This window comes from Flavobacterium resistens (assembly GCF_900182645.1).
Lineage (GTDB): Bacteria > Bacteroidota > Bacteroidia > Flavobacteriales > Flavobacteriaceae > Flavobacterium > Flavobacterium resistens.
This window is the reverse complement of sequence record NZ_FXTA01000005.1, coordinates 333069-346490: the sequence shown is the minus strand read 5'-3', so window position 1 is coordinate 346490 and position 13422 is coordinate 333069. Positions and strand designations below refer to the sequence as shown.

Here is a 13422-nt window from a genome sequence, read left to right as displayed (position 1 = left end):
GCAGCATGGGACAAAAGACAAATCCAATTGGAAATAGACTTGGTATCATCAGAGGATGGGACTCAAACTGGTATGGTGGAAATGATTACGGTGATAAATTAGCCGAAGATCACAAAATCAGAAAGTATATCCATGCTCGTTTATCAAAAGCTAGTGTATCAAAAGTAATCATCGAGAGAACTTTGAAACTTGTAACCGTTACTATCACTACTGCTAGACCTGGTATCATTATCGGAAAAGGTGGACAAGAGGTAGACAAGTTAAAAGAAGAACTTAAGAAAGTTACTGACAAAGAGGTTCAAATCAACATCTTTGAAATCAAAAGACCTGAGTTAGATGCTTATCTTGTGGCGACAAGCATCGCTCGTCAAATCGAAAGCCGTATTTCTTACAGACGTGCAATCAAAATGGCTATTGCTGCTTCTATGCGTATGAACGCTGAAGGTATCAAAGTTTTGATTTCTGGTCGTTTGAATGGTGCTGAGATGGCGCGTTCAGAAGGTTTCAAAGAAGGTAGAATTCCTCTATCAACTTTCAGAGCTGATATTGATTATGCTTTGGCTGAAGCTCACACTACTTACGGTAGAATGGGTATCAAAGTATGGATCATGAAAGGTGAGGTTTACGGAAAGAGAGATCTTTCTCCACTTGCAGGAATGGATAAAAAACAATCTGGAACTGGTGGTGGTAAAGGTGGAGATTCTCCAAGAGGAGATAGAAAACCTTTTAACAAAGGTGGTAAACCAGATGCTCGTAAAAGAAAGTAAATTTTTAAACTAAAGAAAAATGTTACAGCCTAAAAGAACAAAATACCGTAAGGTACAAAAAGGTAAGATGAAAGGTAACTCTCAAAGAGGGCATGAACTTTCTAATGGAATGTTTGGTATTAAATCTGTACATGAAGATGGAATGTTCTTAACTTCTCGTCAAATCGAAGCTGCGCGTATCGCTGCAACTCGTTACATGAAGAGAGAGGGACAATTATGGATTAAAATATTTCCAGACAAACCTATCACTAAGAAGCCTCTTGAAGTACGTATGGGTAAAGGTAAAGGAGCAGTTGAGTATTGGGCTGCTGTTGTTAAACCAGGAAGAATTATGTTTGAAGTTGGAGGAGTTCCATTGTCAGTTGCAAAAGAGGCTTTACGTCTTGCAGCTCAGAAACTTCCAGTAAAAACTAAATTCGTCGTTGCTAGAGATTTCGAAGCATAATTTATATTTATTATGAAACAATCAGAAATAAAAGATCTTTCTGCAGCGGAGTTGCAAGAAAAGCTTAGTCAAACTAAGAAAGTATATGCTGACCTAAAAATGGCTCATGCTATTTCTCCAATTGCTAACCCACTTCAAATTAGAAGCGTTAGAAGAACAGTTGCAAGATTGGCTACAGAGTTAACTAAAAGAGAGTTACAATAATTGTATTCTGCTGAAAGATGGAAGAAAAAAGAAATTTAAGAAAAGAAAGAATAGGTGTTGTTACTTCAAATAAAATGGATAAGTCTATTGTTATTGCTGAAGTAAGAAAAGTAAAACACCCATTATACGGTAAGTTCGTGTTGAAAACAAAGAAATATGTTGCACACGACGAAACAAACGACTGTAACATTGGAGATACTGTAAGAATTAGCGAAACGCGTCCTTTAAGTAAAACAAAATGTTGGAGATTAGTTGAAATCTTAGAAAGAGCTAAATAATTATGGTACAACAGGAATCAAGACTAAAAGTAGCAGATAACACGGGAGCTAAGGAAGTTTTAACTATCCGTGTTTTAGGAGGTACCAAAAGAAGGTATGCCTCTGTTGGTGACAAGATTGTAGTATCTATTAAAGATGCAACTCCAAACGGAAACGTTAAAAAAGGAGCTGTTTCAACTGCAGTTGTTGTACGTACCAAAAAAGAAGTGAGAAGAGCTGATGGTTCTTATATCCGTTTCGATGACAATGCATGTGTTCTTTTGAATGCTGCAGGGGAAATGAGAGGAACACGTGTTTTTGGTCCGGTAGCAAGAGAACTTCGTGAAAAACAATTCATGAAAATTGTATCATTAGCACCAGAAGTGCTTTAATTCGTTTTAAGATGATAAAGCTAAAAATAAAATCAGGAGATATCGTAAGAGTTATTGCTGGAGACCATAAAGGTGCTGAAGGTAAAGTTCTACGTGTTTACCGTGAGAAAAATAAAGCGATAGTTGAAGGTGTAAACATGGTTTCGAAACATACAAAACCAAGTGCTAAAAACCCTCAAGGTGGTATCGTTAAGAAAGAAGCTTCTATTCAAATTTCTAACATTTCTCTAATTGATCCTAAAACTAAGGAGACAACTAGAGTAGGTATTAGAGTAGAAGGAGATAAGAAAGTAAGATTTTCAAAAAAATCTAATCAAGTACTATAGTAATGGCATATACACCTAGACTAAAAGAAGAATATAAGAGTAGAGTAATCTCTGCTCTTAAAGAAGAGTTCGGATATACAAACGTAATGCAAGTTCCTAAACTTGAAAAAATCGTTTTGAGCCGTGGAGTTGGTGCAGCTGTATCTGATAAAAAACTTATTGACTATGCTGTTGATGAGTTAACAAAGATCACTGGACAAAAAGCAGTATCTACAATTTCTAAGAAAGACGTTGCGTCTTTCAAATTAAGAAAAGGGATGCCTATTGGAGCAAAAGTAACTTTACGTGGTGAAAGAATGTATGAGTTTTTAGATAGACTTATTACTTCTGCTTTGCCACGCGTTAGAGATTTTGGTGGTATTAAAGCTACTGGTTTCGACGGAAGAGGTAACTACAATCTTGGAGTTTTGGAGCAAATCATTTTCCCAGAAATTGATATTGACAAAGTAAACAAAATTTCAGGAATGGATATTACATTTGTTACTACTGCAAAAACAGACAAGGAAGCAAAGTCATTATTGGCTGAATTAGGATTACCTTTTAAAAAGAATTAAGACATGGCTAAAGAATCAATGAAAGCCCGTGAGGTGAAAAGAGAGAAAACGGTAGCTAAGTATGCTGAAAAAAGAAAAGCTTTATTAGAAGCTGGAGATTATGAAGGCTTACAAAAATTACCTAAAAATGCTTCACCAGTTCGTTTACACAATCGTTGTAAATTAACAGGTAGACCTAGAGGTTATATTCGTCAATTTGGTATTTCACGTGTAACTTTCCGTGAAATGGCTAATAATGGATTAATTCCAGGAGTTAAAAAAGCGTCTTGGTAATCTCGCAATAAGTTATTACTTTTGCAAACCAAAAAATAATTTTTAATTGATTAAAGGTTCGGGGGACGAGTGTCTCCCGAAAACCATAATCGCAATCAAATACATATGTATACAGATCCTATTGCAGATTATTTGACTAGAGTTCGTAACGCTGTGGCTGCAAACCACAAAGTTGTTGAAATTCCAGCTTCTAATCTTAAAAAAGAAATAACTAAGATCTTATTTGATCAAGGTTATATCTTAAGTTACAAATTTGAACAGAACACTGTACAAGGTTCTATCAAAATTGCTTTGAAGTATGATAAAGATACTAAAGAGCCTGTAATCAAAGATATCCAAAGAATTAGTAAACCTGGTTTACGTAAGTACGCAGGTGCTGCCAAATTACCTAGAATCCTTAATGGATTAGGAATTGCTATTGTTTCTACATCAAAAGGTTTGATGACAGGAAAACAAGCTAAGCAATTAAATGTAGGTGGTGAAGTAATTTGTTACGTATACTAATTTTAAACACTAGATAAGATGTCAAGAATAGGTAAAAGCCCAATTGTAATCCCTGCTGGTGTAACTGTTGAAGTTAAAGACGGTATTATTACAGTAAAAGGAAAAAAAGGTCAACTAGTTCAGGAGTTTTCGGACGTAAATGTAACTGTTGAAGGCGATCAAGTTTTAGTAGAAAGATCGTCTGATCATAAAGACCATAGAGCAAAACACGGATTATTCAGATCTTTGATCAGTAATATGGTTGTTGGTGTGTCTGAAGGTTTCACAAAAGAACTAGAATTAGTTGGAGTTGGTTATAGAGCTTCAAACCAAGGTCAAAAATTAGATTTAGCTCTTGGATATTCTCACAATATTGTTTTAGAAATTGCTCCAGAAGTAGCTTTAGAAACAATATCTGAAAAAGGTAAGAACCCTATCGTAAAATTAACATCATTTGATAAACAACTTTTAGGTCAAGTTGCTGCGAAAATCAGAGGTTTCCGTAAGCCAGAGCCATATAAAGGAAAAGGTGTTAAATTTGTGGGTGAAGTATTAAGAAGAAAAGCAGGTAAATCAGCTTAAAAAATAAGATTATGTCATTAACAAAATCTGAAAGAAGACAGAGAATTAAATTCAGAATTAGAAAATCGGTTAGTGGTTCTGCTGCAAGACCAAGACTTTCTGTTTTTAGAAGTAATAAAGAAATTTACGCTCAAATCATTGATGATGTAAATGGAGTTACTATATTAGCTGCATCTTCTAGAGAAAAAGAAATAGGAAAAGGTACTAACGTTGAAGTAGCTGCTGCTGTTGGAAAACTAGTTGCAGAAAAAGCGTTAAAAGCTGGGATTGATACCATCACTTTTGATAGAGGTGGATATTTATATCACGGTCGTATTAAATCATTAGCAGAAGGCGCAAGAGCCGCTGGACTTAAATTCTAATATATTATGTCTAAATACAAAAATGTAGAATTGGTAAAACCTAGTGGTCTTGAACTTAAAGATCGTCTAGTTAGTGTTAATCGTGTTACTAAAGTTACAAAAGGTGGTAGAGCTTTCGGTTTTTCTGCTATTGTAGTTGTAGGTGATGAAAATGGAGTAGTTGGTCATGGATTAGGAAAATCTAAAGACGTTTCTGAAGCAATTGCGAAAGCAGTAGAAGATGCAAAGAAAAATTTAGTAAAAATTCCTTTGAATGGTCAATCAGTTCCTCACGAACAAAAAGGTAAATTTGGTGGTGCACGTGTATTCTTAATTCCTGCGTCTCATGGTACAGGAGTTATTGCTGGTGGAGCTGTTCGTTCAGTTCTTGAATCAGTAGGTATTCACGACGTATTATCTAAATCTCAAGGATCATCAAATCCTCATAACGTAGTGAAAGCAACTTTTGATGCTTTATTACAAATGAGAAGCGCTCATACTGTTGCAAAACAAAGAGGTGTTTCTTTAGAAAAAGTTTTTAAAGGTTAATTCAAGGAAATTATGGCTAAATTATTAGTAAAACAAGTAAGAAGCAAAATCAACTGTCCTCTTTCTCAAAAAAGAGGTTTGGAAGCTTTAGGTCTACGTAAAATGGGACAAGTTGTAGAGCATGATTCAAATCCTGCTATCCTTGGTATGATAAACAAAGTTAAACACTTAGTTTCTGTTGAAGAAGCTAAATAACAAATACTGTTATGAATTTAAGTAACTTACAACCAGCTGAAGGATCAACGCACAATCAAAATAAAAGATTAGGTAGAGGAGAAGGTTCTGGAAAAGGTGGCACTGCTGCAAGAGGTCACAAAGGAGCAAAATCTCGTTCTGGTTATTCTAAAAAGATTGGTTTTGAGGGTGGACAAATGCCACTTCAAAGACGTGTACCTAAGTTTGGTTTCACAAACATCAACCGTAAAGAATACGAAGGTGTTAATTTAGATACGCTTCAATTATTAGTAGACAATGGTTTAATTACTGATTCTGTTTCTATGACAGAATTTGTTGCAAACCGTCTAGCTACCAAAAATGAAATCGTTAAGATTTTAGGTAGAGGAGAGTTGAAAGCAAAATTAAAAGTAACTGCTCACAAATTTACTGCTACTGCAAAAGCTGCTATTGAAGCTGCTGGTGGAGAAGCTGTAACAATATAATTTTTCTATTGTATGAAGAAATTTATTGAATCAATTAGCAATGTTTGGAAAATCGAAGAACTAAAGAATAGAATTCTAATTACTTTAGGATTACTTTTAGTATATCGTTTTGGAGCACACGTTACCCTTCCTGGAGTTGATGCAACTCAATTAACAGGTTTAGCAGGGCAAACTAAACAAGGTTTAGGTTCTGTCCTAGACATGTTTACAGGAGGTGCTTTCTCTAAAGCTTCAGTTTTTGCTTTAGGTATTATGCCTTATATTTCTGCATCTATTGTTGTTCAGTTAATGGGAATTGCTATTCCTTATTTGCAAAAACTTCAAAATGATGGAGAGAGTGGTAGAAAAAAGATTAATCAAATTACACGTTGGTTAACTATTGCTATTACATTGGTTCAAGGTCCAACCTATATCTACAATCTATACAGAACATTGCCTGGTAGTGCTTTTCTACTAGGCTTTAACTCGCCTGAGTTTTTATTCTCTTCTGTAATCATTTTAGTTACTGGTACAATTTTTGCTATGTGGCTTGGTGAAAAAATTACTGATAAAGGTATTGGAAATGGAATTTCATTATTAATTATGGTTGGTATCTTAGCTCGTTTACCGCAAGCTTTTATTCAAGAGTTTACTACGAGAGTTACCAATAACAATGGAGGGCCAATGTTGTTAGTTATTGAAATTATTTTGTGGTTATTAGTGATTATTTCTTGTGTATTGCTTACAATGGCAGTACGTAGAATTCCAGTTCAGTATGCTCGTCGTACGACTACTGGTGATTATGAGCAAGATTTAGCAGGTGGTAATAGACAATGGATTCCTTTGAAGCTAAATGCTGCTGGGGTTATGCCAATTATTTTTGCTCAGGCAATTATGTTTATACCTGCAGCTGTAGCTGGGTTGTCTCAATCAGAAACATCACAATCCATTCTTGTAGTATTTAAAGATATGTTTGGTTTTTGGTATAATTTATTATTCGCAACTTTAATTATTGTGTTTACATTCTTTTATACTGCGATCACTGTACCGACTAACAAAATGGCTGATGACTTGAAAAGAAGTGGTGGTTTTATTCCTGGGGTTCGTCCTGGTGCTGAAACTTCAGACTTCCTTGATAAAGTGATGTCTTTAATAACTTTTCCAGGTTCTTTATTCCTTGCTTTGATTGCTGTGTTCCCAGCTATTGTAGTTAGTGTTATTGGTGTAACAGATGCTTGGGCAATGTTTTTTGGAGGTACCTCATTAATAATTATGGTTGGAGTTGCAATAGATACCATTCAGCAAATCAATTCATATTTGTTAAACAAACATTATGATGGTTTAATGAAGACTGGTAAAAATAGAAAAGCAGTAGCTTAATATATTTATGGCAAAACAATCAGCAATAGAACAAGACGGATCAATCATTGAAGCATTGTCAAATGCGATGTTCCGTGTAGAGTTAGAAAATGGACATATTGTAATTGCTCATATTTCTGGTAAGATGCGTATGCATTACATCAAATTATTACCTGGTGATAAAGTGAAACTAGAAATGAGTCCTTATGATTTGTCAAAAGCAAGAATTACTTATCGATATTAAAGGATAATTACTATGAAAGTTAGAGCATCAGTAAAAAAGAGAAGTGCCGAGTGCATTATCGTGCGTAGAAAAGGGAGACTGTACGTAATAAACAAAAAGAATCCTAGATTTAAACAAAGACAAGGATAATTATGGCAAGAATAGCAGGGGTAGATATCCCAAAAAACAAAAGAGGTGTTATCGCACTTACCTACATCTTTGGATTAGGAAAAAGTAGAGCTATTGAGATTTTAGAAAAAGCTCAAGTAAGCCAAGATAAAAAAGTTCAAGATTGGAATGATGATGAGATCGGAGCAATTCGTGATGCAGTTTCATTTTACAAAATTGAAGGAGAATTACGTTCTGAAGTTTCTTTGAACATCAAGCGTTTAATGGATATTGGTTGTTACAGAGGTATCCGTCATAGATCTGGTCTTCCATTAAGAGGACAAAGAACTAAAAACAACTCTAGAACAAGAAAAGGTAAAAGAAAAACTGTTGCTAACAAGAAAAAAGCAACTAAATAATAAGTAATATGGCTAAAGCAACTGCAAAAAAACGTAAAGTTATCGTTGAATCAACGGGTGAAGCTCATATTTCTGCGACTTTCAACAATATTATCATTTCTTTGACTAATAAGAAAGGTGAAGTTATTTCTTGGTCTTCAGCTGGTAAAATGGGTTTCAGGGGTTCTAAAAAGAACACTCCCTATGCAGCTCAAATGGCAGCAGAAGATTGTAGTAAAGTAGCTCTTGAAGCAGGACTTAAAAAAGTAAAAGTTTATGTAAAAGGACCAGGAAACGGACGTGAGTCTGCTATCCGTTCTATTCATAACGGTGGAATTGAAGTTACTGAGATTATCGATGTTACTCCAATGCCTCACAACGGATGTCGTCCTCCTAAAAGACGTAGAGTTTAATACTCAAAATTATTATAGTATAACCTAGATAGAATATAGATTATCGAAGGATATGACCTGAATTCATAATCTCTATCTTAAACAATTTAAAATGGCAAGATATACTGGTCCTAGCACAAGAATCGCCCGTAAATTTGGCGAAGCAATTTTCGGAGATGATAAATCTTTCGAAAAAAGAAATTACCCACCTGGACAACACGGGATGGCTAAAAAAAGAGGAAAAAAATCTGAATATGCTGTTCAGTTAATGGAAAAGCAAAAAGCTAAATATTCTTACGGAATTTTAGAAAAACAATTCAGAAATTTATTCGAAAAAGCATCAGCTACTAAAGGAGTTACTGGTGAAGTTTTATTACAATTATGCGAAGCAAGATTGGATAACGTAGTTTTTAGAATGGGTATCGCTCCTTCTAGAAGAGGTGCACGTCAAATTGTATCTCACAGACACGTTACTGTAAATGGTGAAGTTGTAAATATTCCTTCTTACCACCTTAAACCTGGTGATAAAGTTGCAGTTCGTGAAAAATCTAAATCTTTAGAAGCTATCGAACGTTCTTTATCAAATTCAAGTCATGTTTATGAATGGATTACTTGGAACAATGATCTTAAAGAAGGAACTTTCGTTTCTGTACCTGCAAGACTTCAAATTCCAGAAAACATTAAAGAACAATTAATCGTAGAGTTGTACAACAAATAATAATTGACTTAGTCGAAATTTATGGCAATATTTAATTTTCAAAAGCCCGATAAAGTTATCATGATCGATTCAACCGATTTTGAAGGTAAATTTGAATTTAGACCTTTGGAACCTGGTTACGGATTGACAGTTGGTAATGCACTTAGAAGAGTTTTGCTTTCAGCGTTAGAAGGTTATGCAATTACATCTGTTCGTATCGAAGGTGTAGATCATGAGTTTTCTACTATTTCAGGTGTTGTTGAAGATGTTACCGAAATTATCCTTAATCTAAAACAAGTACGTTTCAAACGTCAGATTGAAGATATCGATAATGAAGCAGTTACAATTTCTGTTTCTGGTAAAGATCAATTAACAGCAGGTGATTTTCAAAAATTTATTTCAGGTTTCCAAGTTCTGAACCCAGACCTTGTTATTTGTAATTTAGATTCAAAAATCAAATTGAACTTCGATTTAACTATCGAAAAAGGTAGAGGATACGTGCCTGCTGAAGAGAATAAAAAACAGAATGCTGCAATTGGAACGATTTTTACAGATTCTATTTTTACTCCGGTAAAAAATGTAAAATATGCAATCGAAAATTTCCGTGTAGAGCAAAAAACAGATTACGAAAAATTAGTTTTTGAAATCAAAACTGATGGATCTATTAATCCTAAAGATGCTCTTACTGAAGCTGCTAAAGTTTTAATTCACCATTTCATGTTGTTTTCTGATGAAAGAATTACACTTGAGGCTGACGAAATTGCACAAACAGAATCGTATGATGAAGAGTCATTGCATATGAGACAATTGCTTAAAACTAAGCTTGTTGATATGGATTTATCTGTAAGAGCATTAAATTGCTTGAAAGCGGCTGAAGTTGATACACTTGGTGATTTAGTATCGTTCAATAAAAATGACCTAATGAAATTCCGTAATTTTGGTAAAAAATCTTTAACTGAACTTGATGAACTTGTTGCAGTGAAGAATTTAACTTTCGGAATGGATTTAGCTAAATACAAATTAGATAAAGAATAATTTACTTCATATTTTGCTCTCCATAGTGGATTGTAGCAAGATGAAGATAAAAAAAACACGTCATGAGACACGGAAAAAAATTCAACCACTTAAGCAGACAGACTGGACATAGAAAAGCTATGTTGGCTAATATGGCTTGTTCTCTTATTGAGCACAAACGTATTAACACTACTGTTGCTAAAGCTAAAGCGCTTAAACAATTCGTTGAGCCTTTAATCACTAAATCAAAAGAAGATACGACTCACAACCGTCGTATTGTTTTTGCTTACTTACGTAGCAAATATGCTGTAACTGACTTGTTCAGAGATGTAGCTGCTAAAGTTGGTGACCGTCCAGGTGGATACACTCGTATCATTAAAGTTGGAAATCGTTTGGGAGATAACGCTGATATGGCGATGATCGAACTTGTTGACTTCAATGAACTTTACAACGGAGGTAAAAAAGAAGTTAAAAAAGCTAAAAGCCGTCGTGGTGGTAAAGCAAAAAAAGCTGAAGGAACTGCTCCTGAAGCTCCGGCTGCTGAATCAGAAACGACTACAGAAGCTTCTGAATAATTATGAAAGTAATGATTCTATAAAAATCAAGGATAAACTAATTGTTAGTTTATCCTTTTTTTTTGATTTTTTTGAAACCTATAAAAATGTAACTTATTTAAAATGTTAGGTTTTATTTTTACGAATGAAAGTTTTAAAAAATCTTGGAAGCGCTCTTTTAAAGAAGTAAATTTGCAAAATATCTAATTACAAATGAAGCTTTTTAAGTTTCATACACAATTAAAAAACAATACAAATTAAAGAATGAAATACACAACACGACAAAGCGCCATTTTATTACTAAGTGATGGAACTATTTTTCACGGAAAGTCTATCGGTATTAGCGGTAAAACTTTTGGTGAGGTTTGTTTTAATACTGGAATGACCGGATATCAGGAGATTTTTACGGATCCTTCTTATTTTGGTCAAATTATGGTTGCGACTAATCCGCATATTGGTAATTATGGTGTTAATGATTTAGAAGTAGAATCAGACAGCATTAAAATTGCAGGTCTGGTTTGTAAAAACTTTAGCTTTAATTATTCAAGAGAAGGTGCTTCTGGAAGTTTAGAAGATTACTTCACTAAGCAAAACCTAATTTGTATTTCTGATGTTGATACAAGAGCTCTTGTAAGTTATATTCGTGACAATGGAGCAATGAATGCTGTGATTTGTACAGATGGTACTTCAATTGAAGATTTGAAAAAGGAATTAGCAGATGTTCCAAATATGGAAGGTTTAGAACTTGCGTCTAAGGTGTCTACAACTCAACCATATTTTGTTGGAGATGAAAATGCAACTTATAAAATTTCTGCACTTGACCTTGGAATTAAAAAGAATATTTTAAGAAATCTTGCCAAGAGAGATTGCTATATTAAAGTTTTTCCATACAACTCAACTTACGAGGATTTAAATTCGTTTAATCCAGATGGATTTTTCTTGTCAAACGGACCTGGAGATCCGGATCCTTTATTTGGAGCAATTGAAGTGGCAAAGAAAATTCTTGCTGAGGATAGACCTTTATTCGGAATTTGTTTAGGGCATCAAGTAATCGGTCTAGCCAATGGTATTGAAACTTATAAAATGTTTAACGGACACAGAGGAATTAATCACCCAGTTAAAAATATTTTAACAGGTAAGGGAGAGATTACTTCTCAGAATCATGGATTTGCGGTTAAGAAAGAACAATTGGAAAATCACCCAGAATTGGAGATTACCCATGTGCATTTAAATGATGGTACTGTTGCCGGAATGAGAATGAAAAATAAGAATTGTTTTTCAGTGCAATATCACCCAGAGGCTAGCCCGGGACCACATGATTCATCTTATTTATTTGATCAATTTGTTGAGAATATAAAACTGGCTACCTCTAAAACGATGTAGTTAATAAATAAAGGTGTTTAATGTCTAGATTGCGTTTTTAGTATTAAATATTTTTATAATTTCGAAAAAAAAATATAATTTATTAATAAAAAACAAAAATAATGAGTATTATAATTAAAGTTCACGCAAGACAAATTCTTGATTCTAGAGGTAATCCTACTATTGAAGTTGATGTAGTAACTGAAAATGGAGTTTTAGGTAGAGCTGCTGTTCCATCTGGAGCATCAACTGGAGAGCACGAAGCTGTTGAATTACGTGATGGAGGTAAAGCTTATCTAGGTAAAGGTGTTTTGAATGCAGTGAACAATGTAAATACTGTTATTGCTGAAGAATTAGTTGGAACTTCTGTTTTCGAACAAAACACAATTGACCAATTAATGATTGATTTAGATGGAACACCAAATAAATCTAAATTAGGAGCTAATGCTATTTTAGGTGTTTCTTTAGCTGCTGCAAAAGCTGCCGCTAACGAACTTGGATTGCCATTATACAGATATGTAGGTGGGGTTTCTGCTAATACATTGCCAGTTCCGATGATGAACATCATCAACGGTGGCTCTCACTCTGATGCGCCTATCGCATTTCAAGAGTTTATGATTTTCCCTGTAAAAGCAACTTCTTTTACACATGCTATGCAAATGGGAACAGAGATTTTTCACAGTTTGAAAAAAGTTTTACATGACAGAGGTTTAAGTACGGCTGTAGGTGATGAAGGAGGTTTTGCTCCAAACTTAGCTGGTGGTACTGAAGATGCTTTAGATACTATCAAATTAGCAGTTGAAAAAGCTGGATATACTTTCGGAGACGAAATTATGATCGCTCTTGATTGTGCTGCTTCTGAGTTTTATGTAAACGGTAAATACGATTATACTAAATTTGAAGGTGAAACTGGAAAAATCAGAACATCTGAAGAGCAAGCTGATTATTTAGCTGAACTTGCTGCTAAATATCCAATTATTTCTATCGAAGATGGTATGTACGAAGACGATTGGAATGGATGGAAATACTTGACTGAGAAAATTGGAAATAAAGTACAATTAGTAGGTGATGATTTATTTGTTACTAACGTTGAGCGTTTGTCAACTGGAATTGAAAAAGGAATTGCTAACTCAATTTTAGTAAAAGTAAACCAAATTGGTACTTTAACTGAAACTATTGCAGCTGTAAACATGGCTAAAAACGCTGGTTATACATCTGTAATGTCTCACCGTTCTGGAGAGACTGAAGATAATACAATTGCAGATTTAGCTGTTGCTTTAAACTGTGGGCAAATCAAAACTGGTTCTGCTTCACGTTCTGATCGTATGGCTAAATACAATCAATTATTAAGAATTGAAGAAGAACTTGGAAGTACTGCTTATTTCCCTGGTTTAAACGCTTTCAAGATCAAATAATTGTAAGAGTTATATATTGAAAAGAAACCATTCGTGTTAACGAATGGTTTTTTTTTGGAGTTTTAACAAATTCATAGCAGGATTCTTTT

24 protein-coding genes are annotated in these 13422 nt (G+C 34.3%); all 24 read left to right on the top strand.

Going from position 1 to position 13422, the window contains the following annotated elements; all coding sequences use genetic code 11:
• Positions 1-5 precede the first annotated feature (5 nt).
• Positions 6-767 (top strand): 30S ribosomal protein S3, encoded by a 762-nt coding sequence (gene rpsC, locus FN795_RS18635; protein ID WP_007803635.1) that lies wholly within the window; start codon positions 6-8, stop codon positions 765-767.
• A 19-nt stretch (positions 768-786) separates the two neighbouring features.
• Complete coding sequence (gene rplP, locus FN795_RS18630; protein WP_017495016.1) at positions 787-1212, top strand: 50S ribosomal protein L16; 426 nt, start codon at positions 787-789, stop codon at positions 1210-1212.
• Between the two features lie 12 nt (positions 1213-1224).
• Positions 1225-1416 carry a 50S ribosomal protein L29 gene (gene rpmC / locus FN795_RS18625; RefSeq protein ID WP_008464297.1) on the top strand — a complete coding sequence of 64 codons (192 nt, stop codon included), beginning with the start codon at positions 1225-1227 and terminating at the stop codon, positions 1414-1416.
• A gap of 17 nt (positions 1417-1433) precedes the next feature.
• Entirely contained in the window at positions 1434-1694 is a 261-nt protein-coding gene (rpsQ, locus tag FN795_RS18620) for a 30S ribosomal protein S17 (RefSeq protein WP_007803646.1), read from the top strand.
• Between the two features lie 2 nt (positions 1695-1696).
• Positions 1697-2065 carry a 50S ribosomal protein L14 gene (gene rplN / locus FN795_RS18615; protein ID WP_007803649.1) on the top strand — a complete coding sequence of 123 codons (369 nt, stop codon included), beginning with the start codon at positions 1697-1699 and terminating at the stop codon, positions 2063-2065.
• 11 nt (positions 2066-2076) lie between these two features.
• Positions 2077-2391: a 50S ribosomal protein L24 gene (gene rplX / locus FN795_RS18610; RefSeq protein WP_007803650.1), complete on the top strand. Its 315-nt coding sequence runs from the start codon at positions 2077-2079 to the stop codon at positions 2389-2391.
• 2 nt (positions 2392-2393) lie between these two features.
• Positions 2394-2945, top strand: a complete 552-nt coding sequence (rplE, locus tag FN795_RS18605) for a 50S ribosomal protein L5 (protein ID WP_012022484.1) — start codon at positions 2394-2396, stop codon at positions 2943-2945.
• A gap of 3 nt (positions 2946-2948) precedes the next feature.
• A complete protein-coding gene (gene rpsN, locus FN795_RS18600; protein WP_031456037.1) occupies positions 2949-3218 on the top strand; it encodes a 30S ribosomal protein S14 in 270 nt (89 codons plus the stop codon).
• A 105-nt stretch (positions 3219-3323) separates the two neighbouring features.
• Entirely contained in the window at positions 3324-3722 is a 399-nt protein-coding gene (gene rpsH / locus FN795_RS18595) for a 30S ribosomal protein S8 (RefSeq protein ID WP_008464306.1), read from the top strand.
• A gap of 18 nt (positions 3723-3740) precedes the next feature.
• Positions 3741-4283, top strand: a complete 543-nt coding sequence (rplF, locus tag FN795_RS18590) for a 50S ribosomal protein L6 (RefSeq protein WP_035650454.1) — start codon at positions 3741-3743, stop codon at positions 4281-4283.
• An 11-nt stretch (positions 4284-4294) separates the two neighbouring features.
• Complete coding sequence (gene rplR, locus FN795_RS18585; protein ID WP_035650451.1) at positions 4295-4645, top strand: 50S ribosomal protein L18; 351 nt, start codon at positions 4295-4297, stop codon at positions 4643-4645.
• A 3-nt stretch (positions 4646-4648) separates the two neighbouring features.
• Positions 4649-5173, top strand: a complete 525-nt coding sequence (rpsE, locus tag FN795_RS18580; protein ID WP_085950926.1) for a 30S ribosomal protein S5 — start codon at positions 4649-4651, stop codon at positions 5171-5173.
• Between the two features lie 12 nt (positions 5174-5185).
• A complete protein-coding gene (gene rpmD, locus FN795_RS18575) occupies positions 5186-5368 on the top strand; it encodes a 50S ribosomal protein L30 (RefSeq protein ID WP_017495010.1) in 183 nt (60 codons plus the stop codon).
• An 11-nt stretch (positions 5369-5379) separates the two neighbouring features.
• Complete coding sequence (rplO, locus tag FN795_RS18570; protein ID WP_142452007.1) at positions 5380-5832, top strand: 50S ribosomal protein L15; 453 nt, start codon at positions 5380-5382, stop codon at positions 5830-5832.
• Between the two features lie 12 nt (positions 5833-5844).
• Positions 5845-7191: a preprotein translocase subunit SecY gene (gene secY, locus FN795_RS18565; RefSeq protein WP_035650446.1), complete on the top strand. Its 1347-nt coding sequence runs from the start codon at positions 5845-5847 to the stop codon at positions 7189-7191.
• Positions 7192-7198: 7 nt separating this feature from the next.
• Positions 7199-7414 (top strand): translation initiation factor IF-1, encoded by a 216-nt coding sequence (infA, locus tag FN795_RS18560; protein WP_007136545.1) that lies wholly within the window; start codon positions 7199-7201, stop codon positions 7412-7414.
• 12 nt (positions 7415-7426) lie between these two features.
• Positions 7427-7543, top strand: coding sequence for a type B 50S ribosomal protein L36 (ykgO, locus tag FN795_RS18555; RefSeq protein ID WP_002987490.1), 117 nt, complete (start codon positions 7427-7429; stop codon positions 7541-7543).
• Between the two features lie 2 nt (positions 7544-7545).
• Positions 7546-7920, top strand: coding sequence for a 30S ribosomal protein S13 (gene rpsM / locus FN795_RS18550; protein ID WP_012022478.1), 375 nt, complete (start codon positions 7546-7548; stop codon positions 7918-7920).
• Between the two features lie 8 nt (positions 7921-7928).
• On the top strand, positions 7929-8312 hold the full coding sequence (rpsK, locus tag FN795_RS18545; protein WP_007803677.1) for a 30S ribosomal protein S11: 384 nt from the start codon (positions 7929-7931) through the stop codon (positions 8310-8312).
• Between the two features lie 91 nt (positions 8313-8403).
• Positions 8404-9009, top strand: a complete 606-nt coding sequence (gene rpsD / locus FN795_RS18540; RefSeq protein WP_035619621.1) for a 30S ribosomal protein S4 — start codon at positions 8404-8406, stop codon at positions 9007-9009.
• Between the two features lie 21 nt (positions 9010-9030).
• The gene (locus FN795_RS18535) at positions 9031-10023 is read left to right on the top strand and encodes a DNA-directed RNA polymerase subunit alpha (RefSeq protein WP_026109818.1); all 993 of its coding nucleotides are present in this window, start codon (positions 9031-9033) and stop codon (positions 10021-10023) included.
• Positions 10024-10085: 62 nt separating this feature from the next.
• Positions 10086-10577, top strand: coding sequence for a 50S ribosomal protein L17 (gene rplQ, locus FN795_RS18530; protein WP_026727865.1), 492 nt, complete (start codon positions 10086-10088; stop codon positions 10575-10577).
• Positions 10578-10820: 243 nt separating this feature from the next.
• Complete coding sequence (gene carA / locus FN795_RS18525; protein ID WP_142452006.1) at positions 10821-11939, top strand: glutamine-hydrolyzing carbamoyl-phosphate synthase small subunit; 1119 nt, start codon at positions 10821-10823, stop codon at positions 11937-11939.
• Between the two features lie 101 nt (positions 11940-12040).
• Positions 12041-13333, top strand: coding sequence for a phosphopyruvate hydratase (eno, locus tag FN795_RS18520; protein ID WP_035650440.1), 1293 nt, complete (start codon positions 12041-12043; stop codon positions 13331-13333).
• Positions 13334-13422 lie beyond the last annotated feature (89 nt).